Raw genomic sequence first — 26686 nt, 5'->3', positions numbered from 1 at the left:
TATTGCAGAGCATGTGGTAAAAATACGGTTAAGAGGGTGACGGTGTGGAACGAATTATGGTATTGGGGGTTTCTGCTGGTGTAGGGAAGTCAACATTTGCACGGAAATTAGGAGCTGCCTTACATTTAAATGTTTATCATTTAGATGCTTTTTATTGGAAGCCGAACTGGATCGAAGCATCATTAGAGGAATTTTCTAACGCGCAGCAAGAAATTGTCAATCAGCGTCAATGGATTATTGAAGGAAATTACAGCAGTACACTTGAGATTCGCGCTAAACATGCGGATACGATTATTTATTTAGAACTACCACTCTACATTTGTATGTTTCGTGTTGTAAAGAGATGGTTAAGGAACATAGGAAAGACACGACCTGATATGGGAAAAGGGTGTAAGGAAAAACTAGATTGGGACTTTATTAAATTTATCTATACGACTTATTATCCTCGAAAGAAAAACATGGACAAACGATTTCAGTCACTTCAATCAGTCGGTTCTAAAAAAGTTATTATTACCTTAAAGAGTAAAAAGGCTATCGCTTCTTTTATAGACCATATAAAAAGGGAAAACGAGATAAATTGGGAGGGGGAAATGAAATGTCTAAAGAACCAGAAAAAAAGTAAATAAATTGAAGATAAGGAAAACATTTCGTGGCTTGATTATCCATATTATCATTTTCGTTGTTGCTCAACTTGCTTTCTTACTATTTGATGGCTATACTGGTTGGCATATTTTTAACCTGAATCCTGGTGGGGAATGGGTGGTGGTTAACCTAAATCTACTAACACAATATGTTCAACTATATGATAGTCAGCAGTTAAATGGTGTTACAGCATTATGGGGGTTGTTTTTATTCATCCATGGTCTAGTTACTGTTGCCAGTCACTTTCTGTCAAGGAGGGAGAAGCCCTATAATGGTGAATTTTTATGATGATGTGAAGATGTTGCTGTTAATTCCATACCAGTTACGTTTAAAAGAAGCCGTTAATAGATTTGGGGCTTCTTTTTTGTTGAAAATTCCAATCAATCACCTGACATGATTATTTACAAATTATTAACATGACAGAGCTTCTTAATTGAGGTATACTGTTGACTTCAGTAGTAATACTACAGGTTAAGTAGGTTGGAGGAATACAGATGGAAGTAAAAATAAATTCTAAGTTGATATTAATAACGTTCATGATTGGTGCGTTTTTTGCCATACTGAATGAAACGTTATTGAATATAGCTTTAACCGAGTTAATGAACGTGTTTGATGTAGGGCGACCAACGGTACAATGGATGGCGACAGGGTTCATGTTAGTGATGGGTGTTTTAATGCCGATCTCTGCCTTATTAATTCAGTGGTTTACAACACGAAGAATGTTTATTAGTGTAATGACGATTTTTTTAATTGGAACAACGATTGCTGCATGTGCGATTAATTTTCCTATGTTATTGGTTGGACGAATGATTCAGGCAGTTGGCACGGGACTATTGATTCCAGTCATTATGAATACCTTATTATTACTGTATCGACCTGAGGTTCGCGGGAAGATTATGGGAACGTTTGGATTAGTGATCATGTTTGCTCCTGCAATTGGACCAACATTGTCTGGAGTTATTGTTGACTTATTAGGCTGGCGTTGGTTATTTATTTTGGTTATCCCGTTTGCATTATTTTCTATTTTATTTGCGTGGAAATACTTAGAGAATGTAGGGGAAGTGACACGTCCGAAAGTAGATGTGATTTCTATAGTATTTTCATCAATTGGGATTGGTGGGATCGTTTACGGGTTTAGTAGTGCAGGACATGAATCGGCAGGACTTTTCTCTACGAATATCATCATGATCATTGCGGTCAGTTTGCTGAGCTTGGTGTTATTTGTTATCCGCCAATTGAAGCTAGAGGAACCATTATTAGATGTCCGTGTGTTCAAATATAAAAATTACACAAGAGGAATTATTATATTTGTTATAGTTATCATGGCCATGTTTGCCTCTGAGATTGTCATGCCTATGTACTTACAAGGACCACTTGGCTATTCGGCTAAACTGACAGGGTTATTGCTGTTACCTGGAGCGATCTTAAATGGAATGATGTCACCGGTGATGGGGACGTTGTTTGATAAATTTGGACCTAGGAAGCTGATTATTCCGGGAACGATTGTGATCATTGGAGTGATGATCTTCTTTAGCAATATTTCCCCTTCTGTACCAATTTGGGCGTTCATCCTTGTTTATATCTTATTGATGGTGTCTATATCTGCAATTATGATGCCGTCTCAAACCAATGCATTAAATGAATTGCCGAAACGTTTATATCCACATGGAACAGCGATCTCGAATACATTGCAGCCTGTCGCAGGTGCATTAGGGGTATCTGTGTTTGTAAGTATTATGACACACGGTGAAAATTCATATTTACAAGAAGTATCTGGTCCAATTACGCAAGAAACTATGAATGAAGCGATGACATTAGGTGTTCATCATGCTTATTGGTTTGCGTTAACACTCGCTTGTATTGCTTTTGTTGTTGCGCTATTTATTCGCAGGGCTGTTTCTCCGGATTATGATGAAAGTGGAAATAATTAAATCGAATAAATGACGCTAGAAGTAATCGCTATAGCAAAAGCGGTTGCTTTTTTTGGGCAGACCGATTTTGCGTAAGTGCAACTCGGCATTCACCATAAAGGCTTGGTGAATGCCGAGTTTTCTAGTGAAAATATGGGGGATTTGGATATTTTTTAGCAGAATATAGCAGACTAATTGAAGGTTATCATTTGACTTCTGTAGGAGAGACAATCATGAAGAATTATTCATCAACAAACCAAGAACGTCGTTTTAAGGCGTATGTAAGCACGCTTGGAACGACGCAATTACATTTACGTAATCCGTATATTATTGCTTGGTGGTCTGCAGCGTTTCCGGGGTTTGGACATCTCCTTTTGTCCAAATACCTCAGGGGATTTGCTTTGTTCCTATGGGAAATGTTTATTAATATAATGTCAAACTTAAATCTCGGTATTTTCTATTCCTTTACAGGAAATATAGAAATGGCGAAGAGTGTATTAGATCCTAGGTGGTTACTGTTATATCTGCCAGTTTATATATACGCGATATGGGATAGTTATCGAACATCTGTCGATTTGAATAAAGTATACTTACTGGCCGAACGGGAAAATGCTGATTATACTTCTTTTAATATTACAGGGATGGAAATTAATTACCTTGACAAACGAAGACCGTTTATGGCAGTCATTTGGTCGCTACTAACGCCTGGGTTAGGGCAACTGTATATTCATCGAATTATAACGGCTATTTTCGTGACATCGTGGTTTATTATATATGTTTATTTTTCAGGGCTTCTTAAAGCTGTTCACCATCTTTTTTTAGGGCAGATTAATCTAGCGACAGAAGCCTTAGATCCTTTTTGGTTACTCTTTTTACCTTCCATATATGGATTTGCTGTATACGACTCTTATGTCAATACGGTAGAAAATAATAAGTTATTTGAAAGCGAACAGAGGAAGTTTTTGAAAAAGAATTACCAACAATACCGTGTGAAAATCCCTGCTCATCATGAGGTGAATTAACATGCAAATTTTTTCCACTTTTGAACATTCCTCCTATTTGGAGCTAGTCCTTTCCGTTTTAAAAGAAATAGGAATTGATCAACATCAAATTATGGCTGTTCCAATGAATAATCGCACAGAGGAACGAAAATTGTTTGATACGCTTCACCGTTCAGACGGTATCAGCTTGTTTGATAAAGGAGCAGCTATCGCAGTGGCATTTTCGGTCATTGGCACGAGCATTGGGTTTGTGTTGGAATGGGGACCGATCTATTGGGGGCTGATTGCAGGTACGATTGGATTCCTTGTCGGTTTTCTTATTGATTTGTTTATTTATAAAGTTCTCCATAAAAGAAAAAGAATATTAAGAGGTAAAAAATCAGAAGTGGTTTTAGTGATTGAGTGTCCTAAAGAACAAGCGGAAAAGGTGGAAAAAATACTATGGGATCACCTTGCATTGGGAGTTGCTAGAATTGAAGTGTAAATAGGGAAGGGGTAGCCTTATGATTTACATGTATGTTATTACTGGAATCATTTTATTGGTTTATTTGGTGATAACCAAACATATGGAACGGCGCACTATCTACAATGTTTGGGTTACGATTATTTGTATCGAACTAGTAGCTGATTTAATTCTGTGGAATATTATGGAGTTATATTATTTTGCAGGAGATAGACAGTTTGATTTTGGGGTAATGTTGATTAAGTTTCTTACAGCTCCTATATTTGGAATTCTATTTCTAAATTATATGCCGGATAGTTTTTCCCGTTTTATCGCGTATTGGGTACTCTGGACAGCATTTACTATTTTCTTTGAGTGGACAGCTGTGTATTTTGACTATATAACATATACTGGTTGGAATTTGTGGTATTCATCTATTTTTTATATACTAATTTTTCCGTTTTTAAGGTGGCATTATTATTATGTTAGGTGAGATATTGTAATGGGAGAAGGTATTTACTTCCTGGGTGGCAGGTAGGAAAGAATAAATTTTCCTATCCATCATAAGTGCAATTTTGCATAAGGCAAGTTTTCTAAATGAAAAGTCCATATAACTTGGGAACAACTTTTAACTTTCAGTAAAGGGAAAAAAAGGCTCGGATTTGACCGAGCCTTTTAGTATTAATATATTTGCTAATACTTTAAATATAAGTGGATTTTTTTGCTGGTTATGAATAATCAACTACAGCTTTAGCAAAGTATATCCTTGCTTTTTTATTAGCTTAAGGAAATACCTCCTGTTTAATAAAATAAATAGGTGTCTGCTAACGGAGAACCTGTAGTTTCAAATCCGCAAACGATAGCAATTCTTGTACCTTCGGAAATGGGTACATCAATACCAGGTAGTGAACCCGATAGGATTGTATTGGCTGGATAGGATGTACCTCCAACATATGGCGTATCGACAAATGTTTGAGTTTCTGGAATCAAAGTGAAAGTATTACTACCTGAAGGTGCTGTTGCTAGAGCTACATAAGGAAAAATCTCTTGTCCTGCTGGTGGAGTAAATGCTAGGTTTGTTACACTCATATAAATGCTTTCGATAATGCTATCAAATGGCATAATAAATGAATATGCATCTCCTGCAGGAAAACTAAAAGTACTTCCGTCTGTTATAGAAATAGCAGGGCTAAAATTACCAAATCCAGAAACCAAAATGGTTGATGATTCCCCAGTAGCGTTTGAGGCAAGTGTCACAGTATTACCTGTAGCGAACGTAATTATTCCTCCACCCGTTCCAGTAGCCCCTGTAGGGCCGGTAACGACCGAGGTCCCGTTGCTCCAGTAGGCCCGGTGGCGCCTGTAGGTCCAGGTGATCCTGTACCACCTGCTTCCAATAAAGCGATATCGTCTATATATACAAACGGAGCAGTCAATGCACTTACAGGCTTACTAATTATAACTTGCGCTTGAGTGGTTCCAGCAGGGGAAATTTCTGTTGTTTGGTATATTTCTAACCATGTATCATCCAAAACTACAGAAATACTACCATATTCAATCTCCGTTTCTAGTCCCACTGCGAGAACATTGTTCATATCATTTAAAAATAGTACTTGGAGATTTATTATTGGACTTTGTTGAAGGTTACTTTTAGCAAGAGAAACTAATAACTCATAGCCTGTATCTGGTTCTGCTGGTACAATTTGTGATACAGAAGCGGTAAATGAACTATTAGCAAGTCGAGCTGAATAATTTCCAGAATGAGCATATTCAGTAATAACATTTGCGTTGATTGTTTCCCAAGCTGTAAAGTCACCAGTTTCAAAACTACCATTTATAATTAGATTATTGATTGGCTCCTTTGCAAATGAAAATTGTTTCTCTACCAGATTTTTCTAGTATTGAAACTCAAGATTATACTATGTCAGATCCGTATGCTTGTTCAGGCTGCTACCCTTTACCAGGACAAATTAAGAGAAATTGTGCAGTATTACATGTCTCAATAGTCTATTTTAAACGATTTATTAGGAAGTTATGTTACTTATCAACTCTTTAGTGCAGTTGTAGATAATGTCTAGTGTGGAATTATCTGATAGAAACTGTAGACAGCGATTTTAGAGAAAATCATAATTACTTGATTAGATTCATGGCTAATTATGGTAAAATTTAAATAGAGAATTTTATCTACATGGTTTTAACATCATTCGATGGTGGTGAGGGGAGAAAATTTATGGTTCTTAAGCGGGAGCTTCTGCATCATGGTTGGCTATTATTTCTATTTGCAGTGGTTGGTTCTAATGTCGTGTTATACCATACAACGTTTGGGGTCCGTATCATTCCTCAGGATTCTAATGGAGTTGTCATTGGGTCTATGATTGATTTAGCGATTATATCTCCTATCCTTTATGTTACCTGGATGAGAAAGTGGAGCTGGAAGTATATTTTAATGACGATGGCTGCAGGTCTAATTCTGATGCGGTTTCTTATACCGATGCAATACCTAGAACCTTTTGCGACGATTACATGGGTAGGGTTCGCCATTGAAGGATTACTTGTGGCAGTAGAGTTATTTATCATTGTTTCTCTAGTAAAATATCTGCCACGTATTATTCAAACCGTGAAGCAAAGTACATTACCGGTTATATTTTCATTTCATCATGCAGTAGCTGCGAATGTGAAGCACTCACCAGTAATCCAGGTTATTTGCTCTGGGATGCTGATGTTGTATTTTGCCTTTGCTTGTTGGAAAAAACAGCCTCGCTTGGATGATTCCACATTTACATTACATCGAAAAACGAGTTTTATAGCTTTTCAAGTAATGCTAATTCATGCAATTATTATTGAGACAATTGGTATTCACTGGTGGCTACATCATTGGTCGCCAATTCTTTCGTACATTTTATTGATATTAAATATCTATTCTGTAATCCTATTAGTAGGAGATATCCAAGCAGTACGATTAAATCCTGTTCTTGTAACTGACAAAAAGCTATATATTTCCTTGGGGTTCATGAAACGTATGGAAATTGAATGGTCTAATGTGGAAAAGTTAATAGATGATCCACAAGTGTTGGGAGAGAAGCCAACAAAGGAAACGATAGAATTCATCGCAAAAGATCTAGAAAAGCTACAGTATACGGTTATTCTTCAACTAAAACAACCTACATACGCAGCGCTGTTTTTGGGCGTGAAGAGGAAATATAGTCGGATTGCTATTCGAGTAGATGAACCGGAGAAGTTTATGAAAGTAATTCTAGAAAAAGTTGCGTGAAAAGATGGTGCCAGTCTCATCAGTTGAGAGTGGCACCTTTTTTTGGATTGAAAATGAAAGTGAGTTATAAGTCACTATGGTTGTTCTTCATTTTCTTCCTAATAATCCAGTAAAGAACCAGCCCAATAACCGCCAGCAATAGAAGCACTGGTAGATTTCCAATCAGGAGGACAACTAGGCTAGAAAAGAACGATAGAAGCATATTGATACTTTTTAAGAATTGTTGCTTCGTGCGATCCCATGTGTCTAAATTATCTTCATCCATGCTTGATAAAGTCACATTATTTTCTTGGATATGAATCGTAACAGTTGCTAGGTCAGATTTGTTTTCTAGGTATTTCATCCGACCCATTATTTCTTCAATGTCTTCTTGAACAGTTGCTAAATCATTCGAGATGGTTAACAGGTCTTCTGTTTTTTCTGCCTGTTCCATGAAGGATAGCAAACGCTCTTCTACTACTCGTTTGGACTTCAAGCGTGATTCCAAATCAACATATTCTTCTGTCACATCTTGGCCAGATGTCGAACTTTCCAATACTTTATTGCTACCTTCTTCTACTAGGCGTACAAATTCATGAAAGAGATCCTGCGGAATTCGTACGGTTATATATCCACTTGTCATTTCATCCCCTTGTCCTCCGTGTGAATTGGATTCCACTATATATCCACCGCGATCGGATACTTGAGTCTGAATCTGATCTAGTGTTTGTTGATAATCCTTTACTTCGATAGTTAGGTTGGCTGTATAGATGATTTTTCGATCAACTTGACCATCCAGCCCATCGGTGGATGTGGCTTCTTCATCTTGCGCTTCCTCTGCTTCGTCCGCTTTGTCACTACTACTATCATTTCCCACTGAATTGGAAAAACTGCTTTTCTCTTCTTCATGAATAACTTCCATATCACTAATTGCTTCACTCTCACCTGAATCATTGCTGCAGGCAACAACAAAAATGCTAATACTAAGTACGATTAAAAATAGGATTTTTCTCATCTTGACACCCCTTTGTCTATTTTCTATTCACACAAATTTAACATTATACCTTTCATGTAAGACGGAATGAAATGGGAAAATGTTGCAAGATGTATATGATTTGGGATGTCATTTGGAGTCAGACCCCGAATTGCATGTACCCCATATGGCACGGACTCAAAAATGTTGTTATTTATGGATAGCATTGTGTACTCTAATAATAGATAGGAGGATTATTGTATGCCATTTTGTGAAGTAAACAAAGCATCTATATATTATGAGGCTATCGGTGAAGGGATTCCAATGGTGATGATTCATGGGTTTGGGATAGACCACCGACTCATGAAGGGATGTATGGAGCCGATTTTTGATGAAAACTCTGGTGTCAGAAGGATATACTTTGATCTACCAGGTATGGGGAAGACGAAGGATTACGGAGAGATTCAGCATGCAGATGATATGTTGGAAACAGTGTTAGATTTTATTCAAAAAATGATACCGAATCACCCCTTTTTGCTTGCTGGAGAATCCTATGGCGGCTATTTAGCTCGTGGAGTAATTGCGAAGCAACCGGAACATATTGGGGGACTGGCCCTTCTTTGTCCGGTCATAAAACCTAAGAAGCAGGAGAGGGCACTTCCAACCAAGACAATTTTACATAGAGATGATGACTTGATGAATCGATTAACTGAGAAGGAAAAACAGGCGTTTCGTTCAGAAAGTGTTGTGTTGGACGAGCAGAATTGGAACCGATTTCGAGATGAAATTTACAAAGGATTGAATATCGCAGATGAAGGATTTCTTGGAAAAATTGTGCAAAACTATAGCTTAAGTTTTGATGTTGATGAAGGGATTTTTGACAAACCAAGTGTCTTTATCTTAGGCAAACAGGACTCCACTGTCGGCTACAAAGATGCCTTTCAACTTCTAGATCATTATCCGAGAGCTTCTTTTGCTGTATTAGATCGAGCGGGTCACTACCTGCAAATCGAACAGGCTGGCTTATTTAACAATCTTATGGGTGAGTGGTTGGATAGAGCAATGAATGAATGGGTATTTTAATGAACGAGGAGGGTCAGTAATGGTAAACCAAGACTTTGACAAATTCATTAAAAATCAGAAAAGGGAAAAGGCGATTTATCCTGGACATGGAGAGCGTGCCCAAAATACAGATCCAAAAACAAATAATCGTAAAGTTTCTAATCAACACCCAGGAGCAGAAGGACGAGATATCTAGAACTAATCGAGTGGGGCATCGTACCTCACTCGATTTCAAGTATGTGTAACTTTGGATGTGGTTTAGGCTGTAACTTGGGGTCAGACCCTGGATTGTATCGTGGCTGGGACAACAGACCTGACCCCAAGTAGCTATGCTCTTAACAGTGGAAGGGTGGAGCATCGAAAGGAGCCGCCTGATTTAACAATTTCTGAAATATCCACTTCAATGACTTCAAATCCTTTATTACACATTTGGTTGTTTACGTCTTTATTCATCGGCAAACTGAAAACTTTTCTATTTCCAATGCTTAGTACATTGGTTGCTAAAGCGTGCTGCTCTTCATAGGATACTTCAATAAGTTCGTATCGTGAAGAAAATAATTGGATGTCTTCTTTTGTTAATGCTTCTGGATATATGATAGCAACTTTAGGTGACAGTATATTGAACACACAGTCTAAATGTAAGTATTTTTGTTTAAATGGGATGGCTTTTACGTCGTATTGTCCTAATAAGCTTTGAATATGGTCAATTGCAGCTTGGTTAGTCCGATTACTAATTCCGATATAAATCGTATCACGGTCAATAATCACATCTCCACCTTCAATTTTATCACCGATTAAGTTATAGTAAGAAATCTCCTCATCCTTCAGCCAAAACTTTAAAATATTTTCTTCGCCTTTTCGTACGTCATGGGCCATCTCTGCTACAAAAAGGGTTTGACCAAGCGTAAAACCAATATCTCGTGTGAAGACTTGTTCTGGAAATTCTTTATGATACGGAAGCATAATTGGTTCAATCCCGTGTCTGTTTAACGCATCAACAAATTTACGATGCTGCTTTAACGCTAAGTTGACATGACCTTTGACATCATTAAACTGCTGGCTTGAATCATGTATTACTTGTCTGGTAGTCATGTATTGGGGCTCACATAATATTACTTTTTTTAGTTCATCGTACTCATTGTTGCAGTAGGTTTTTGGTTGATGCATCATATTTCCTCCTGAAACTAGTTTGTTGAGAGATGAGAGGGACAGGCTGTCCCAACCAACACCTTCACCTGGGACAACGAACCTGACCCTAGATCACTAAAATTCTGGTAAATTATCCAAATTATTCTCCTTGATTCCATCTGGTTCACTTCGTATGATATCCCGTCCATATTTATGAAATACATCAATATGTGCAATATTTCCAGTCTTTGCTTCTTCCAACGCTGTAACATAATCTAGCTCTCGTCCAGAATTGGTTTTAAAAGCGATGATATCTCCATCGTCATTTTTTCTAACTGCAACAATTTCTTCCTTACCATTGGTTTCTTCTTGATGATCATTAGCTTGGACTTCACTCTGGTTTCGGTACTCATTGTAAATTTGTTCGAAATCTTTTTCAGGCATTGTTTTAACCTCCTAATCATGCTAGAACCTCATCCTTATTTTGTTCTAACAGGAGATATTCAATCCTAAAATCAGAAGAATTTCTTTTCTCAACTGAACATGAGATAATAATAACTATCATTTTTGGGACATTGGGGTCAGACCCTCTGTTTTATTATTTGGGACAAGGGACCTGACCCCAAATCGAGGGGGAGCGATACGTGAGGGCTAAGGCTACGTTTATTTTAGTAATGCTTATTTTTGGGAGTATTGGGTTGTTTGTGAGGAATATTGATCTTTCTTCCAGTGAGATCGCTCTTTTTAGAGGAGCTATTGGAAGCATTTTTTTAATTAGTGCTAGTTTTTTTGTGAAGCAGAGATTTAATCTTAAAACTACGAAGCGAAATCTATTGATGCTAGTTTTATCTGGGTCTGCATTGGGATTTAACTGGATATTCTTATTTGAATCGTATCAGTATACGACCATTTCGAATGCTACGCTTAGCTACTACTTTGCACCTGTTTTTGTCATGGTCTTGGCACCTTTGTTACTGAAGGAAAGCTTGTCATGGAAGAAAGGACTCAGCATTATCATAGCCGTTACCGGGTTATTTTTGGTTGTCCAACCCGATACAGGGTTGGGTAGTGGATCCTATAATCATCCAGTTGGTATAGGTTACGGATTATTAGCTGCAGCATTTTATGCGAGTGTTATTTTAATGAATAAATTTATTAAAAATTTATCGGATTTTGAGACAACAGTCATGCAGCTATCAATTGCCTCAATTGTATTGTTTCCTTATGTAGGATTGACCGAGAGCATGTATTACGCTGAATTGGATATGCAGTCACTTATCTTGATCGTTATCCTAGGGATCATTCATACTGGAGTTGCTTATTTATTGTACTTCTCAGCAATGAAAAAATTAAAGGGACAAACTATTGGAGTATTTAGTTACATTGATCCGATCTCCGCTGTAATCATGGCTGCGATCATTTTGCATGAAAGTATGAGTATTATTCAAATTATAGGTGGAATTTGTATATTAGGATCCACCCTAATAAGTGAGGTTACAGTTAAGAAAGCAAAAGGAAAGGGGAGAGTTTCTGTGTGATTTGGGGTCAGACCCTGAGTGACACGCAACTTGGGGTCAGACCCCAAATGTACAAAAATAACACCTCCATCCTGTTTTTGGTGTGGAGGTGTTATTGGTTTTAGGGTTTATGCAGCGCGAGGAATTAGGTTTGCTGCTCGGAAAGTTGTAGAAGTTTTTCCTCATGTTGGGCTACTTTAGATAATAAGAAATTTGTAGTTTTTTGTGTATCTGTTAAATCTATGCGTATTCCATCAACTTTTTGTTCAAGTCGATCGAAACGCTTGTCCATATGGTCAAACTTCTTCTCGAACTTTTGCTCCATTTGAACAAATCTCTTCTCGAATTTATCATCCATCTGTTGAAATTTTCTCTCAAACTTATCATCCAATTGTTCGAATTTCTTTTCAAACCTATCATCCATCTCTTTAAATCTCTTGTTAACCTGATCTGAATGGGATCTTAATACATGTAAAATTTCTTTCAGTATAGTTTCTTGTTCCATGTTATCGTTCACCTCCTTTTGAATAGTATAAATGAATTCGGATAGATTGAAAAGAAGTAATAGATTTTTGTTAAAAGCTGTATTTTGTAAACGTAAAAAATGATCTCCAGGACCTCCGCTAGGTCACTTGAAGATCACTTCTTTATTTTCTCAACTCATCTCGATTCTCCATCTGTGGAGGTTCTTCCATCCACCCATGCTTAATCATGACTCTTGCACCTTCATGGGCATATTCGAAGACATCCTTCATGATCGTCGTGATTTTTGCTGATAAATCATTCCTTAAGCTAAAGGAGGTTCCTACTGAGTTTCCTCCGATCGCAAAGCTACAAAACAGACTTGTGCAATACATCATCATCTTATCGGAAAATGGAGCTATAACTGAACGTGTAGCATTACCACCAGATGGGGCAGGAGTTTGGACTCCATCCTGTAAAAGGACTTCATTTAATTCCTTGATAAAACTTTTTGATAATTCAACTCCTTTGGAGAAATATTTCTTTGTATCCTGCTCACTAGCACATTGAGCAAATCCAGTGATCATCTGCATTCCGACTATGTTTGATTCTATTGCATGAAATATGTTCGCTACTTCCACCGTATTAATCGTTCTGTTATTTCGAAATGGATTTAATCCACCTAAATACGATGCATCCTTTACATACTGTACGGATTGTGGCATGGAAACATAAGGTGGCCGGGCGAGCATGCCTTTTTCAATTAAATATTGCGTACATTGGTTATAGTATTTTTGTGTAATTGCTGTGAGGTCTTTATACAACAAAATAATATCTTCGCGAGATGACATGGTAATATTTAATGTATGCATAGCCATACTAATTTCCTTAATCAAGCGAACGAACATGATATCGAAACCATTGTCATACAGTTTAGGCACTTCTTTATTTACATCTTCGGTCGTAAACCCTACCGGTATTACTGCAACTTCCTCCTGGAAAATAACCATGATTTTTTCTACATACGGATCAATTTCATGGTATAATTCCGTCATAATTGTTTTTGCTTTTTCATCATCAGCCTTTTCGATAAAGTATTCCAAAAATCTTAGAATCATGGTTTTTTGTTGGTAAGTTAGCCATAACGTTCCAAGCTCCGATGAAGTTATTTTGGATTTTTCGGGCATGGTTGTTCCTCCCTAGTAAGTTTCCTAGTTGTTAGTATGCCTAAAATGTAATTAATTATTTATTAAATTATTGGTTTATTTGGATAGGGTACCAATTGGATTCAGGTCCGAAATTGCAACTCAAAACACAAATCAGAAGTAAGGTCCTGAATTGCATCCAAAACGCTAAACAGGGGTCAGACCCCAAATTGCATCACCAAAAATGCAAATCAGGGTCTGACCCCAAATTCCGTTTTATCTTCAAATAGAATAGGAGTGGATTAGGTGTTGTTCGATAAATGCTGCTAAGCCATCGTTTTGGTGATGTCCGGTGATGAAGTCGGCTACCTCTTTGACTGCATCACTTGCATTATCCATGGCGACGCCCATTCCAGCATGTTGAAGCATTTGTATGTCATTTGGTCCATCCCCAATGGTTACAACTTCATCTGTGTTAATTCCAAATGCATGTAGTAATGTCTCAATTGCTGACCATTTGGAGACTCCTCGAGAAACAATTTCAAATCCATCGTGCCAATCAATTACATCGGCCTCATCTTTAAAAAGAACAGAAAATTCTGGGCACGGTATACCCGTTCGAACACTATATTTAAGGACGTCTGGATAATTTGCATTCCGTAAATCACCAATGTAACGAGGAGAAATTTGTCCTTCCGTTATCCAGCTTTCAATCTCTTCATTCATCTCTTTACAATATAGTCCATTACTTGCGTGTATAAGCACATTGCAAGGAATTTCTGCAGTCAAACGGAGGAACCGATCTTCATCCAATTTGACAGGTTTCATTTGCATTACTTTTCCTGTTATTGCATCGTGAATTGATGCACCGTTTAAGCAAATCATCGGTGTTTGAAGGCCAAGTTGTTTATGATAGGGTACCGTAACGTCATAGTGTCTACCAGTTGCTAGAAAAACTTTGACACCCTGATTCATCAGCTTGTTAATTGCTTCTGTATTGCGTCTGGAAATGTTGTTCTTAGCTGTTAACAGCGTTCCATCCATATCAATAAACATCGCACGTACTTTCATTTTTTAGTGCCCCCTTTATTCTTCTACGTTCATCATACCATTTGATTGTAAAGGCAGAATTAATATCTTGTATGGATTGTTTGAAGTTTTGTAGATGAGAGGAAAAGCATAAAAAGTTTTTTATCCTGCAAAAAATTAACGAAAAACATCTGTCATAAAGGTTTGGCGTATGCCAAGTTTTTAATAAATTCCTTGCGTGGTATCGCTAAACCATAACCTTGACCTAGATGTACACCTAAATTTTTTAGATAGGTAAGGTCTTCTAATTTTTCTATCCCTTCTGCTAATACGGTCGTGTTTGATTGGTTTGCAAATTCAACCAGTAAGTGAATTAGTTGTTGCTGTGGCTCATTACAGTGAATATTATCGATTAATGTCCGGTCAAATTTAATAAATTCAGGTTTTAGATGAACGAGTGTTTTTAAGCTGTTATAGCCACTCCCAGCATCGTCAATGGCAATTCTAAATCCTTGAGAGCGGTAATTGGATAAGATCCGTTCAAACATCGTAAAGTCCGTGACCGCGGTTTTTTCTGTTAGTTCAAAAACGATTTGATTAGGTGAAATATTATAGTTTTGTAGCAACTCTAATGTTTCACCACTTTTGTAGTTGGCGTCCACTAATACGTTTGGATGTATATTAATAAATAATAAGCAATCTTTCTGTTCGGGGTGTTCTTTTACCTGATCATGGAATTTCTGAATGGCTAAATTCCTAGTGAGCTTTTCAAGGTGAAACACTTGGTTGGTTTGTCCAATATAACTATAAAAACCCTCGGTTGTTGGGAACTGCTTAGAATTTTGTGGGCGATTTAATGCCTCATAACCTATGATTTGATTTGTACGTAAATGAAAGATTGGTTGATAAAAGGTGGTTAACAATTTGTTTTTTATGATTTTTTTAAGTTCAATAAACTTCAAAAAATCATTCGTTTTAGCTAAATTTTTCCTTTTTGCGTAATTTAAATAGGAAAACAGGTCATTGATGCTAATCTTTGAAAATAACGAAGTATCCATAATAAGCGCCCCATCTATTTTAAGTAATTAGTTTAAGCATACTGGAGAATTATTAACCTAGTATTATTTCTTTGTAAAAATTGATACAGAGCTCCAAAATCGACAAATCGACAAGTGCCTGTCACTTGTCGATTTGTCGATTTAACCCCTTTTCATTGGTTTATGAATAATTCCGTGGTTTCTTAAAAAAATAGTCAGGAGAGAATTTATTTTTGGATGGGAGTTATGATGATGAAGAAGTTTATGTGGGTGGTATTTATCGCGTTTATGGTAATTTTTTCAGGTTGTGGTACGGATACGGAAGACGAGCCTACAGATAATGGTGGTCAGGCAGGGAGGGATGCTGATGGCCCAGCCAATTCATATGAAGAAATAATGGAAAGAGGGGTTCTAACTGTTGGAACAGAAGGGACGTATCCTCCATTTACTTTCCACAATGAACAGGATGAATTAACTGGTTATGATGTGGAAGTGATTAGAGAAGTAGCTGACCGTATGGGCTTAGAAGTCGAATTTCAGGAAACACAGTGGGATGCTATGTTTGCTGGTTTGAACTCCGAACGGTTTGATTTGATTGCAAATCAAGTAGGAATCAGAGAGGATCGACTTGAAAATTATGATTTTTCCATTCCGTATACGATTTCTTCTCCGGTTATCGTTGTACCTGAGGATAATACAGATATTAATTCGTTTGAGGATTTAGAAGGAAAACAATCGGCACAGTCTCTAACCAGTAATTATGGAGATATTGCTGAAGAATATGGTGCTGAGCTGGTTTCTGTTGAGGGACTAGCACAGGCAATCGAACTAATAAGACAAGGTCGTGTTGAGGTTACAGTTAATGATCGCTTAGCAGTACTTGATTTTATGCAAGCACAACCAGAGGCAGGAATGAAAATTGCTGCACGCACGGAAAGTTCATCGGAAAATGCATTTGCGTTTCGGAAAGGAAATGAAGAATTAGTAGAGGCAGTTAATAAACAATTAGAGGCAATGAAGGAAGACGGGACATTAGCTGAAATCTCGGAAAAGTGGTTTGGTGAAGATGTTTCTCAATAATATTGTTTTTGCTATTACAGCGAATATGGAGGGATGGGAGTTATTCCAAAATTCTCTTCTTCCTATGATTCAAGGAGCAATTAAATATACCATTCCGCTCACATTAGTTTCTTTTACAGTTGGAATATGTCTTGCGCTCCTTACAGCTATTATGCGTCTATCGAAATCTAAAATCCTAACCGCTCCAGCTAGAGTCTATGTATCAGCAATTAGAGGTACCCCATTACTAGTTCAGCTATTTATCGTATTTTTTGGATTGGGGAGCATAGGGTTAACGATCGATCCATTTCCTAGTGCAGTAATTGCATTTTCTCTTAATGTTGGTGCTTATGGTTCGGAAATCATTCGTGCTTCGATTTCCTCGATTCCAAAAGGACAGTGGGAAGCGGCACAGACAATCGGAATGAATTATGGTCAGGCACTGAGGAGAATTATTTTACCACAGGCCGCGAGAGTTTCGATTCCGCCTTTATCTAATACATTTATTAGTTTAGTTAAAGATACATCACTAGCATCACTTATTTTGGTAGCGGAATTATTCCGAAAAGCACAAGAAATAGCTGCACGAACGTATGAATTCATGCTTCTTTATGTAGAAGCTGCTATTTTATATTGGATTGTTTGTTTTGCTCTGTCTATCGTTCAAGACCAAATCGAAAACCGACTTGACCGTTATGTAGCTCGTTAGGGAGGAGGAGTCAGATTGTTTTTATCCGTAAAGGGATTATCAAAGTCGTTTGGGGATTTAAATGTATTAAAAAATATAGATATAGCTATTGATGAAGGCAATATTATCACGATTATCGGTCCATCCGGATCTGGGAAAACTACGTTACTCCGGTGTTTGAATGGACTGGAGATCCCTGATCAGGGAAGGCTTGTGTTTCATGATGGTTTTGAAGTGGAATTTGGTCAAACCTTGAAAAAGAAACAACTCATGGAGTTAAGTCGTAAATCAGGAATGGTGTTTCAATCCTATAACTTGTTTCCCCATAAATCAGCATTGCAAAATGTAACGGAAGGACCGTTATTTGTCCAAAAAAGAAACAAGCTGGAAGTTTTACAACTGGCAGAGAGTATTTTGAAAAAAGTTGGATTAGCAGACAAGAAGGATCTATACCCTCACCAGCTATCAGGTGGACAACAACAGCGTGTAGGGATAGCGAGAGCATTAGCAATTGAACCAGAATTAATGCTATTTGATGAACCAACTTCCGCATTAGATCCTGAGTTGGTCGGAGATGTGTTGAAGGTCATGAAGGATTTGGCAAAAGAGGGATGGACAATGGTGATTGTCACTCATGAATTGCGATTTGCCGAGGAGGTTGCTGATACGATAATCTTTATGGATCAAGGTCAAATTGTCGAACAAGGACCACCTAGCCAAGTGTTACGAAATCCAACTCAAGAGCGAACAAGTCAGTTTATTCAACGAGTGATGAATCCTTCATAGTGTTCCTAAGACTTCAGACTGAAAATCTCTACATTTTAAGTTGGGATTTTTTGTGCGGTAATTTCAGTCGTGGTGCCGAGGTTAAAAAGCTGTCAGGAGAGTATGATAGAAATATAAGATAACCGAGGAGGAGATAAAATGTATAACCAATATTATAGAAATGTAGTGGAAGACCACATGGATCAATTAAGAAGATCAGCCGCGGAACATAAACAATATGCAAACGTCAAGCGTGAAAATAAGAAAAAGACGAAAATGAAAAAACACCAACATACATTATTTCGCTTAAGAAAAGCAGTATGACAAAAATCGACAAGTGACAGGCACTTGTCGATTTTTTTAGTTATCTTTTTACTACATAGTCTACTTCTGTTCCGTCTGTGAATACTACTTCTAGGGTTGCTTTTAGGAAATCTTCTGGTAGGTTAAATGCTTCTAGTGAAGTGGATATGGCTTCTTCGTCTGACATGTCTGGGTTTAGTTCTAATTCCAATAAGATAGGGAACATCGCTTCAAATGCCTCTGAGCCTCGAGACTGTACGTCTTCAAAAGGATTGTAGAATTCAGCTTCGATGATTCCATCGTCGTCTTCAATTTCCCCTTCAAATTCTGTTTCTTCATAAATTACATCAAAATCGTAAACGACATAATCTAGCTCAGACATTTTATCCACCAAATCTGTTTGGCTCATAGCTGGTTGGCTTTCAACATCTTGACTGTGATTTTCTGTATGTTCAGATGTATTTTCATCCTCGTTCTCGTTGTCAGCTGCACAAGCTGAAATCATAAAAATAGCTGCTAGAAATATAGCAGACATTACTAGCTTTTTCATAATAAAACCTCCATATTTTAACTGTATAGTAAGCATTATTTCCAAGTATATAAATAATAAACATGTATTTTCATAGAAAAAATACTATTTTCACAGATTAAATTCAAAACTTCATAGTCATCAAAATCTGACGTTTTATTCTGCCACTTTCATATTTATTTGGTTATTTTTTTCATATTAGGGCAAATTACCAATGAATATTTTACAAGATTGAGAAAGGAGCTTTGAGTGAATGAAAAGATTGGAAAATGTGATGTGGATCGTCATTGCTGCCGTCGCAATTATATCGATTGGTGGGTATTTTATTTTTCAAAGTGTCACTCAAGATGATCATGCAGAGTCTCCTGTTGAAGAAGATACAGATCAAGAAGAATCGGTTCCTGAAGAAGGGGAACAACAAGAGGGGGCTGAAGGTGAGGAAGTGGAGGAACGATCCGCTTCAGATCATCAATCTTGGCAGCATATAGACTATACGTGGGATACTGCACCAAAGTTTTCTGCAAAGGATCTAATGGAGCCTCCAACAAGTAACTGGATCACATTTGGTGGGAATATCTACAACGGCAGATATTCACCATTAGACCAGATAGATACTTCCAATGCGAGTGACTTAAAAGCGGATTGGGTTACTAGTCTTGGGTCTGGTTATGAGTTTAAATATTCTGGTGAAGCGACCCCACTAGTCTATGACGGTGTGATGTTCACGATTACTGGTGCCAATAATGTCTCTGCACTAGATGCAACGACGGGAGAGATTATATGGGAGTTTCGCCCAAAACTAGCGGAAGGTTTAGACACGCTATGTTGTGGCTGGGCTAGTCGTGGTGTTGCTTTAGGGGATGGAAAAGTGTATGTTGCTTTATTAGATGCAAGACTAGTAGCGCTCGATCAAAAAACAGGCGATGTCGTTTGGGAAACACAAGTAGATGAATGGGAAAAAGGATATACCATCACTAGCGCACCGCTGTACTATGATGGGAAGGTCTATACTGGAATTGCAGGAGGTGAATATGGAATTCGAGGGTATGTCGCTGCTTATGATGCAAATTTAGGTAGACAAATTTGGCGAACCTATACGATTCCTGCTCCTGGTGAGCCTGGACATGAAACGTGGCCGGATGATAATGATGCATGGATCAAAGGTGGAGCACCAGTATGGCAAACACCAGCTATTGATCCAGAGTTAGGATTAATTTATTTTGCAACCGGTAATACTTCACCTGACCTTGATGGTAGTAACCGGGAAGGGGATAATTTATATGCCGATTCGATGTTAGCACTCGATGCAAACACCGGTGAATATGAATGGCATTTTCAACAAGTTCATCATGATATCTGGGATTTAGACCCAGCAAACCCTGTTGTTTTATATGATGTGGAAATAGATGGGAAGATGCGAAAAGGCATAGCCCAAGCTGGTAAAACAGGCTGGGTATACATGTTGGATCGAACCAATGGGGAACCGCTCCTTGGTATTGAGGAAAAACCGGTTCCACAGAATGAGAATCAAAAAACATCTCCGACACAGCCATTCCCGGTTGGTGATAATTTTGTTCCACAGGATATTACTGAAGAAGATATTGAACGGGATTTACCAGAGGATTTTGAAGGGGAAGTTGGAAGTATTTTTACCCCGTTCTGGGATGAACCAGTTACGGTAAAACCATCTCCACAAGGTGGAGCCAACTGGCCTCCATCTGCGTATAATCCGGATACCGAATTATTCTATGTGTTAGGTAATGACAATTATTTTGCTTATGCACATTATGCAGAGGACGAAGCGAATGTATTTGAAGAAGGTAAGGAATGGATCGGAAGTGTTTGGCAACCCGTATCCAACGCACCATTCCGGGGTACGGTTACTGCCTTAGACATTAAAACGAATAAAATTGTATGGCAACGTAACTGGGACACTATTGCTTATAGCGGAATTTTAACGACTAAAGGCAATCTCGTTTTTGTAGGTCATAATGATGGTCGAATTATCGCATACGATGCAGAAACTGGTGAGGATGTATGGGAGTTTATGACGGATGCCGGCGCGAATGCACCACCGATCACGTATGAAATAGATGGGAAACAGTACATCTCAATCTTCTCAGCTGGAAACTCACTTGCCGGTACTCAGCATGGAGATAAAATTTATACGTTCTCCCTTGAGGGTGAGTTTGAGTCGTTAGACGATATCACAGATGAGGATATCAATACTTCACCCATCCAGTCTGATGAAACAGAAGAGGTGGAAGAAGAACAAAATGCCCAAGACGATGTTGTCCAAAACGGTCTTAACGTATATGAAAACAACTGTTTAGCTTGTCATGGCGCTGAGGGTGTTGGTGGTCATAATGGACCTAACTTAGAAAACAGTCCAATGCTTGCTGATCCTGAAGCATTGATTGAACAAATTAAAAATGGAAGTGGAGCAATGCCAGGATTTGAAGATTCATTATCCGAAGAGGAAATTAACTCATTAGTCGAGTATTTACAGAGTCTTGCTAATGAAGGATGATATTTCAGGGTGTGTTGTGGTGTTTATGTAATGTAGAAGGTATCACTTGATTAAGTAATATAAAACGCGTGGATAATTATGGTCCATGCGTTTTATAGCTGTTTGATTAAGGGGGGGGGTGGGGATGAGTGAGTGCCCAACTGCTCATCGGAGTTATGAGTGCCCAAATGCCAATCAGAAAACAAGAAACGGTAACTCATCGGAGTTATGAGTGCCCAAATGCCAATCGGAAGACAAGAAACGGTAACTCATCGGAGTTATGAGTGCCCAAATGCCAATCGTAAAATCAAAAACGGTAACTCATCAGTGTTATGAGTGCCCAAATGCCAATCAGAAGACAAGAAACGGTAACTCATCGGAGTTATGAGTGCCCAAATGTTAATCAGAAAACAAGAAACGGTAACTCATCGGCCACATGAGTGCCCAAATGCCAATCAGAAAACAAGAAACGGTAACTCATCGGCCACATGAGTGCCCAAATACCAATCGAAAAAAACAAAACGGTAACTCATCATATGATATGAACTCGAAAATACTTCTCCAATAACAAAAGGCAATCGTTCCTATATGGAGTTGAACGATTGCCTTTTACTTTATCCCAAATATAACAGGCATTAAGACCCCCACTTCAAATGACGTAAAACCAAGGAGGTTAAGTGGGGAACAACTGCCAGTAAATGTCCGATTCGTTCATCTAACAACCAGTGTGGGGATAGATAAAAACCCCCACTGATTGAAGATTCACTTTATTCCGTTGTATTTGCTTTTTCCGTTAATGATAAATTAATTAAACGATCGTCTTTATGTTCTGGATTACCACGGCTATCATGGTTATTGGTGATCGTATATAATGCGTCATCTTCAATCATAACATCCCTTAGTCTTCCTACATTATCGAAGAAATCATTAATGGTACCATCTGCAATGTCATAGGTAAATATTTTTTGGCCAGCTAAAGAAGCGATGTAAAGCTGTCCATCGTTGTAAGCCATTCCTGAAGGAGCCCATGTGTCCTCACCTGAATGAAAAATTGGTGACACCATATTTACTTCTTTTTCATCACCTTGGACCAGTGGCCAACCGTAGTTTTTCCCTGCTTCGATAACATTAATTTCATCATGCCCATCGTCTCCATGCTCAGAGCTATATAGTGTTCCTTCACTATCCCAAGCAAATCCTTGTGGGTTGCGATGTCCATAGGAAAAAACATAGGAATCATTAAATGGATTGTCCTCAGGGATTGTACCGTCTAATTCCATGCGTAAAATTTTTCCCGCTAAGCTATCCAAGTCCTGTGAGAAATTTGCCTGTCCCGTATCACCAGTTGTGGCATATAACAAACCGTCTGGACCAACTTGGATTCGACCTCCATTATTAATTTCGCCACCAGGGATTCCATCTACAAGTACATCTTCTTCCTTCCACGTATCGCCTTCTAATATTAGGGAAACGATCCGGTTTAATGGTACACTATCTTTCTCATACGTATGATAAGCAAGCGCGCGATTTGATGTCTCGAAATCTGGTGCTAGAGTAAACCCTAAAAATCCACCTTCTCCTTCATGAAGAATTTCTTCCATTACATCTACATGCTGTACGTCAACTAATCCGAAATCACCATCAATTTGAATAACGGTTCCGTCTCGTTGGCTTAAGAAAAATGTATTTCCACTTTTGTTGATCGTCCAAGGAATAAATAAGTTATTCACTTGTACACTTCCATCATCAGAAGCTACCACTTCAATAGATTCTTCTAATGCTTCTACTGCATCCTGATTAAATAATTCTTCATCCGTATTTGTAGATTCATTGGTTTCTTCTGTTGTATCATCATCACCTGTATTTATTAAAAATACAAGTCCGATTGCAAGTATAAGTCCTAGTAAACTTAAATACAGATACATAGATTTTTTCAAATAAATCACCTCTAATCTATTATTTTTCATATCTATCTTTTCCAAATCACAAAAATATAAACATTATTTTTTTCTGGAGTTTCCCGTAGGCAAAAAAATAGAGCTAATAATTGGAAGTTTCATCCTACTAATTTACTTCATACCTCACAAAAACGTTGCTCTAGACTCATTTGATATGTATTTGATAGGATATAAAAGCAATAATAAGTAATTGTATATACATAAATGACGGTGGTGTTTAGATGGATAATCGTTTTAAACAAGCAGAGATCGCAACATGGATAGGGATGGTTGTTAACGGTTTATTAGCAGTTATGAAAGGTATCATTGGTTGGTTATCGGGAAGTAGGGCATTAATCGCGGATGCAGCTCATTCAGCTTCCGATGTAGCGGGTTCTATTGCAGTTCTTGCTGGACTGCGTACTGCAAGAAAACCACCTGATGAAGATCATCCTTATGGTCATGGTAAGGCAGAGAATGTTGCAACGATCATTGTAGCAATTCTTTTAATTTTTGTTGGTTTTGAGGTTGCTATGTCATCCTTTGAAGTATTTTTAGGTGAAGCTCCAACAGCACCTAAAGGGTTGGCATTGGTTGCGATCATTGTTTCAATACTAGTGAAGGAATTGTTATTTCAATATAAATTTCGTCTTGCAAAAAAAATAAATAGTTCTGCCTTACTCGCAGAAGCTTGGCATCACCGTTCCGATGCACTTTCATCTATGGCAGCATTTGTAGGTGTTCTTGGTGCGATATTAGGTCAATATTTTAACATTCCGATTCTTGTTTATTTAGATCCACTGGCAGGTTTGTTCGTTTCATTAATTGTTATTAAGATCGGCTTCTCTTTGGTGAAGGAATCAAGTTCTATTATGATGGAGCAAGTACTAGAGCCTGAGAAGATCAAACCTTTTATGGATACAGTGATGAATGTTCCAGGGGTTAAACGAATTGATGAACTATTAGCAAGAAACCACGGACACTATATCGTTATCGATATTAGGGTTAGTGTGGATCCGTATATTACGGTAGAAGCAGGGCATACCATCTCTAAGGATGTAAAGGATGCGTTACTCGAGCATCATGATGATGTGAATAAGGTATTTGTACATATTAATCCATATCGACCAGAAGATGATGAATAAGGGATTATGAAGGGCAAAAGCAAAATGAATCGAGAGTGAAATGTCCGTGACAATGGCTGTCACGGATTTGTTTTTTTAGAGCGAGAGCGAAACGTCCATGAGAGAGATTGTCATGGACGAAAAGAATACAGATTGAGGGCAAAGTGTCCATGACAAAGGCTATGAAGAACAAAACAACCCCCATATCCAAAAGAAATGTCCTTCATTCAAAAAATGAAGGACAAATCTCAGACGAAGACCATTCAAATTTCTATTTAATAATATCCGTAATAGTATGGAGGGTAGCCATAATAATATGGATAACCGTAAGGCGGGTACAAAAGTGTACTCCCCAAGAGCCCTCCTAATACGCCGCCAAGAAAAGGTGCCGCATAGAATGGTCGGGGATAATAATAAAATGGACGTGGGAAGCCGTAGAATGGTCTGCCAAAGATTCTCTCATCCATTTGATTTGCTTGTACGTGGTACGCGGGAATTTCTTGAATCTCATTGCTCATAACATAACCTCTTTTCGTTAAATCCATTCTTCATTTTATGACAGGAGTTTAGAAATGTAGCCTGTTTCCTTTTATTCGTAAAACGATTGTAGAAACGTTCAGCCCTCGAATCTGCATCAAACTATTCTAAAAATACTCATAATCAAGTATAATTTTATAGAAAGAAGAGAGGAGCCAGTGAAATGGAAAAAGCGTTAGTTTTCGGTGGAACTAGGTTTTTTGGCGTTAATCTAGTCCAGTCGTTATTAGATAAAGGTGTAGTGGTAACCATTGCTACGAGACAAAATAGCGCCGATCCGTTTGGTGATCAGGTCGAACGGTTGAAGCTAGACCGATTTAATAAAGATTCTCTAACGGAGGCAGTAGAGGGGAAAAATTGGGATGTCGTATTTGATCAACTGTGTTTTTCTTCCGCGGATGCTGAGATTGCTGTCAAAGCATTGGAAGATAAAATCAAGCGGTATGTTTTTACGTCGACGTTATCCGTTTATGATGATAGGAAAGAAAATCCAGAGGAAAAATTCGATCCATATACATATGAATTAAAGATGGTTTCTAAGGAAGAGGTTTCTTATCAAGAAGGTAAAAGACAGGCAGAGGCTTATTTCTTTCAAAAGGCATCTTTTCCAGTAGTAGCTGTTCGAATTCCTATCGTATTAGGAGAAGAAGATTATACGGATAGATTGCTCCATTATGTTAGAAGTACTAAAGCAGGCAAGCCTGTCTACTTTCCAAATCCAGATGCAGAAATGTGTTTTATTCATCAACGTGAAGCAGGGAAATTCCTGTCATGGATATCGGGTAAGGATTTCAATGGACCAATTAATGCTTGTGCAAATGGACATATTGCCATAAAGGATTTAATGGATTTGATTGGAGAGCAACTAGAGAAAGAAGTAACAATTACAACCGACCAACAGCTTGAATCCCCATATGGCATTTCAAATACATGGTCATTAAGTAATGAGAAAGCTACAAAATTAGGATATTCGTTTACTAACCTAAATGATTGGTTACCAGGGTTAATTACGTATTTAGCTAAATAGAGATGAAAAAACATCCATGTGGATGTTTTTTCAGCTTGTAGAGAAAGTAGGTGTTTTTTCTCTACAAGCTTTTTTAATTCTGTCATAACTGTTTTATTAAGTAAGAAATTTTTATTGAAAATAAACTCCCACACAACTAGCCTAGCTTTGCTAGGTGTGTGGCAATCTTCTTCATGTTCTGGCACGCTGCTGTGAGTAGTACTTGCTCACTCGCATTGTGCAATCCCCTTAACCTGCAGTAGCGAAGCCCATGCAGTTCTTTCGAATCTGCGAAGCTCCGCTCAACTTTTTCTTTTCTATATTTATAAAGCATTTTTCCAGATTGTGATAACCTATTCAATCTAACTTTTTCCTTGAATTCTTCCCAAACATGCCGAGTAATTACTTTTTGATGGTTCTTCGATCTTGTACATTGGTCTAATAATGGGCAACTTGCACACAATTTGGGATCTGATTTATATTCCCTGTATCCATCTCTACTGGTAGTAGAATAGGTTAAATTTTGTCCGTTCGGACAAATGTAAATGTCTTTATACTTATCATATTTAAACTTCCACTTTGGAAACAGACCTTTTGTTGGATGGTATCTACGATGGGCAATTACTCCAAA

Annotated in this window: 31 protein-coding genes; 18 read left to right on the top strand and 13 right to left on the bottom strand. The window is 37.9% G+C overall.

The genetic code is table 11. The annotated features are described in order from the left end of the window. The first annotated feature begins 44 nt into the window (after positions 1–44). From GMD78_RS05030 to GMD78_RS05005, 6 genes are all read left to right on the top strand, one after another. Positions 45–626 (top strand): P-loop NTPase family protein, encoded by a 582-nt coding sequence (locus tag GMD78_RS05030; RefSeq protein ID WP_343042133.1) that lies wholly within the window; start codon positions 45–47, stop codon positions 624–626. Between the two features lies 1 nt (position 627). Next, entirely contained in the window at positions 628–930 is a 303-nt protein-coding gene (locus GMD78_RS05025) for a YfzA family protein (RefSeq protein WP_155667654.1), read from the top strand. A gap of 206 nt (positions 931–1136) precedes the next feature. Further along, positions 1137–2573 carry an MDR family MFS transporter gene (locus GMD78_RS05020; RefSeq protein ID WP_155667653.1) on the top strand — a complete coding sequence of 479 codons (1437 nt, stop codon included), beginning with the start codon at positions 1137–1139 and terminating at the stop codon, positions 2571–2573. Positions 2574–2785: 212 nt separating this feature from the next. After that, positions 2786–3574 carry a hypothetical protein gene (locus tag GMD78_RS05015; RefSeq protein WP_155667652.1) on the top strand — a complete coding sequence of 263 codons (789 nt, stop codon included), beginning with the start codon at positions 2786–2788 and terminating at the stop codon, positions 3572–3574. A 1-nt stretch (position 3575) separates the two neighbouring features. Next, the gene (locus GMD78_RS05010; RefSeq protein ID WP_155667651.1) at positions 3576–4037 is read left to right on the top strand and encodes a hypothetical protein; all 462 of its coding nucleotides are present in this window, start codon (positions 3576–3578) and stop codon (positions 4035–4037) included. 19 nt (positions 4038–4056) lie between these two features. Next, a complete protein-coding gene (locus GMD78_RS05005; RefSeq protein WP_155667650.1) occupies positions 4057–4488 on the top strand; it encodes a hypothetical protein in 432 nt (143 codons plus the stop codon). Positions 4489–4796: 308 nt separating this feature from the next. Here the strand turns inward: GMD78_RS05005 and GMD78_RS05000 are convergent, their stop codons facing one another. Further along, on the bottom strand, positions 4797–5252 hold the full coding sequence (locus tag GMD78_RS05000) for a hypothetical protein (RefSeq protein ID WP_155667649.1): 456 nt from the start codon (positions 5250–5252) through the stop codon (positions 4797–4799). Between the two features lie 23 nt (positions 5253–5275). Then, entirely contained in the window at positions 5276–5788 is a 513-nt protein-coding gene (locus GMD78_RS04995; protein ID WP_343042156.1) for an NTTRR-F1 domain, read from the bottom strand. A 437-nt stretch (positions 5789–6225) separates the two neighbouring features. Between GMD78_RS04995 and GMD78_RS04990 the strand changes: the two genes are divergently transcribed. After that, positions 6226–7266, top strand: a complete 1041-nt coding sequence (locus GMD78_RS04990) for a beta-carotene 15,15'-monooxygenase (protein ID WP_155667647.1) — start codon at positions 6226–6228, stop codon at positions 7264–7266. A 64-nt stretch (positions 7267–7330) separates the two neighbouring features. Here GMD78_RS04990 and GMD78_RS04985 read toward each other — a convergent pair whose 3' ends face one another. Further along, on the bottom strand, positions 7331–8260 hold the full coding sequence (locus tag GMD78_RS04985; RefSeq protein ID WP_155667646.1) for a DUF4349 domain-containing protein: 930 nt from the start codon (positions 8258–8260) through the stop codon (positions 7331–7333). 219 nt (positions 8261–8479) lie between these two features. Here GMD78_RS04985 and GMD78_RS04980 point away from each other — a divergent pair, with 219 nt between their 5' ends. After that, positions 8480–9301 carry an alpha/beta fold hydrolase gene (locus GMD78_RS04980; RefSeq protein ID WP_155667645.1) on the top strand — a complete coding sequence of 274 codons (822 nt, stop codon included), beginning with the start codon at positions 8480–8482 and terminating at the stop codon, positions 9299–9301. Positions 9302–9320: 19 nt separating this feature from the next. After that, positions 9321–9476 carry a hypothetical protein gene (locus GMD78_RS04975; RefSeq protein ID WP_155667644.1) on the top strand — a complete coding sequence of 52 codons (156 nt, stop codon included), beginning with the start codon at positions 9321–9323 and terminating at the stop codon, positions 9474–9476. A gap of 131 nt (positions 9477–9607) precedes the next feature. Here GMD78_RS04975 and GMD78_RS04970 read toward each other — a convergent pair whose 3' ends face one another. After that, positions 9608–10450, bottom strand: a complete 843-nt coding sequence (locus GMD78_RS04970; protein ID WP_155667643.1) for a dimethylarginine dimethylaminohydrolase family protein — start codon at positions 10448–10450, stop codon at positions 9608–9610. A 93-nt stretch (positions 10451–10543) separates the two neighbouring features. Then, a complete protein-coding gene (locus GMD78_RS04965; protein WP_155667642.1) occupies positions 10544–10852 on the bottom strand; it encodes a DUF3892 domain-containing protein in 309 nt (102 codons plus the stop codon). Positions 10853–11052: 200 nt separating this feature from the next. On the opposite strand from GMD78_RS04965, the gene GMD78_RS04960 reads away from it, so the two are divergent. Beyond that, entirely contained in the window at positions 11053–11946 is an 894-nt protein-coding gene (locus GMD78_RS04960; RefSeq protein ID WP_343042131.1) for a DMT family transporter, read from the top strand. A 124-nt stretch (positions 11947–12070) separates the two neighbouring features. On the opposite strand, the gene GMD78_RS04955 is transcribed toward GMD78_RS04960, so the two are convergent. The 4 genes from GMD78_RS04955 to GMD78_RS04940 all read right to left on the bottom strand — a co-directional run bounded on the left by GMD78_RS04955 (position 12071) and on the right by GMD78_RS04940 (position 15619). Continuing rightward, positions 12071–12430: a hypothetical protein gene (locus tag GMD78_RS04955; protein ID WP_155667641.1), complete on the bottom strand. Its 360-nt coding sequence runs from the start codon at positions 12428–12430 to the stop codon at positions 12071–12073. 142 nt (positions 12431–12572) lie between these two features. Further along, positions 12573–13574, bottom strand: coding sequence for a DUF3231 family protein (locus tag GMD78_RS04950; protein ID WP_155667640.1), 1002 nt, complete (start codon positions 13572–13574; stop codon positions 12573–12575). A 240-nt stretch (positions 13575–13814) separates the two neighbouring features. Further along, a complete protein-coding gene (locus GMD78_RS04945; RefSeq protein ID WP_155667639.1) occupies positions 13815–14603 on the bottom strand; it encodes an HAD family hydrolase in 789 nt (262 codons plus the stop codon). Positions 14604–14755: 152 nt separating this feature from the next. Then, on the bottom strand, positions 14756–15619 hold the full coding sequence (locus tag GMD78_RS04940) for an EAL domain-containing protein (RefSeq protein ID WP_155667638.1): 864 nt from the start codon (positions 15617–15619) through the stop codon (positions 14756–14758). A gap of 231 nt (positions 15620–15850) precedes the next feature. Between GMD78_RS04940 and GMD78_RS04935 the strand changes: the two genes are divergently transcribed. The 4 genes from GMD78_RS04935 (at position 15851) to GMD78_RS04920 (ending at position 18434) form a co-directional block, all read left to right on the top strand. Beyond that, the gene (locus tag GMD78_RS04935) at positions 15851–16678 is read left to right on the top strand and encodes an amino acid ABC transporter substrate-binding protein (protein WP_155667637.1); all 828 of its coding nucleotides are present in this window, start codon (positions 15851–15853) and stop codon (positions 16676–16678) included. Then, entirely contained in the window at positions 16665–17366 is a 702-nt protein-coding gene (locus GMD78_RS04930) for an amino acid ABC transporter permease (RefSeq protein ID WP_155668029.1), read from the top strand. Before GMD78_RS04935 ends, GMD78_RS04930 begins: the two co-directional genes overlap by 14 nt. Before the next feature lie 15 nt (positions 17367–17381). Then, on the top strand, positions 17382–18131 hold the full coding sequence (locus tag GMD78_RS04925) for an amino acid ABC transporter ATP-binding protein (RefSeq protein WP_155667636.1): 750 nt from the start codon (positions 17382–17384) through the stop codon (positions 18129–18131). A gap of 138 nt (positions 18132–18269) precedes the next feature. Beyond that, positions 18270–18434, top strand: coding sequence for a hypothetical protein (locus tag GMD78_RS04920; RefSeq protein ID WP_155667635.1), 165 nt, complete (start codon positions 18270–18272; stop codon positions 18432–18434). 40 nt (positions 18435–18474) lie between these two features. Here the strand turns inward: GMD78_RS04920 and GMD78_RS04915 are convergent, their stop codons facing one another. Beyond that, positions 18475–18963, bottom strand: a complete 489-nt coding sequence (locus GMD78_RS04915) for a YusW family protein (protein ID WP_196493728.1) — start codon at positions 18961–18963, stop codon at positions 18475–18477. Positions 18964–19195: 232 nt separating this feature from the next. On the opposite strand from GMD78_RS04915, the gene GMD78_RS04910 reads away from it, so the two are divergent. Beyond that, the gene (locus GMD78_RS04910; protein ID WP_246187566.1) at positions 19196–21472 is read left to right on the top strand and encodes an outer membrane protein assembly factor BamB family protein; all 2277 of its coding nucleotides are present in this window, start codon (positions 19196–19198) and stop codon (positions 21470–21472) included. Between the two features lie 128 nt (positions 21473–21600). Further along, the gene (locus GMD78_RS21705; RefSeq protein WP_281349677.1) at positions 21601–21735 is read left to right on the top strand and encodes a hypothetical protein; all 135 of its coding nucleotides are present in this window, start codon (positions 21601–21603) and stop codon (positions 21733–21735) included. A 483-nt stretch (positions 21736–22218) separates the two neighbouring features. Here GMD78_RS21705 and GMD78_RS04905 read toward each other — a convergent pair whose 3' ends face one another. After that, positions 22219–23418, bottom strand: a complete 1200-nt coding sequence (locus GMD78_RS04905) for a PQQ-dependent sugar dehydrogenase (RefSeq protein WP_246187565.1) — start codon at positions 23416–23418, stop codon at positions 22219–22221. A gap of 212 nt (positions 23419–23630) precedes the next feature. Between GMD78_RS04905 and GMD78_RS04900 the strand changes: the two genes are divergently transcribed. After that, a complete protein-coding gene (locus GMD78_RS04900) occupies positions 23631–24533 on the top strand; it encodes a cation diffusion facilitator family transporter (protein WP_155667633.1) in 903 nt (300 codons plus the stop codon). Positions 24534–24787: 254 nt separating this feature from the next. On the opposite strand, the gene GMD78_RS21530 is transcribed toward GMD78_RS04900, so the two are convergent. Beyond that, on the bottom strand, positions 24788–24979 hold the full coding sequence (locus GMD78_RS21530; protein ID WP_246187582.1) for a hypothetical protein: 192 nt from the start codon (positions 24977–24979) through the stop codon (positions 24788–24790). A 233-nt stretch (positions 24980–25212) separates the two neighbouring features. On the opposite strand from GMD78_RS21530, the gene GMD78_RS04895 reads away from it, so the two are divergent. Then, on the top strand, positions 25213–26076 hold the full coding sequence (locus GMD78_RS04895) for an NAD-dependent epimerase/dehydratase family protein (protein WP_155667632.1): 864 nt from the start codon (positions 25213–25215) through the stop codon (positions 26074–26076). 136 nt (positions 26077–26212) lie between these two features. On the opposite strand, the gene GMD78_RS04890 is transcribed toward GMD78_RS04895, so the two are convergent. Continuing rightward, positions 26213–26686, bottom strand: a 474-nt coding sequence (locus GMD78_RS04890; protein WP_196493727.1) for a transposase, incomplete at its 5' end; no start/stop codon positions are given.

The sequence above is a fragment of the Ornithinibacillus caprae genome, from assembly GCF_009728145.1.
GTDB classification, from domain to species: Bacteria; Bacillota; Bacilli; order Bacillales; family Amphibacillaceae; genus Ornithinibacillus; species Ornithinibacillus caprae.
Note: the sequence above shows the minus strand (reverse complement) of the source record. Positions and strands in the feature narration are given on the sequence as shown.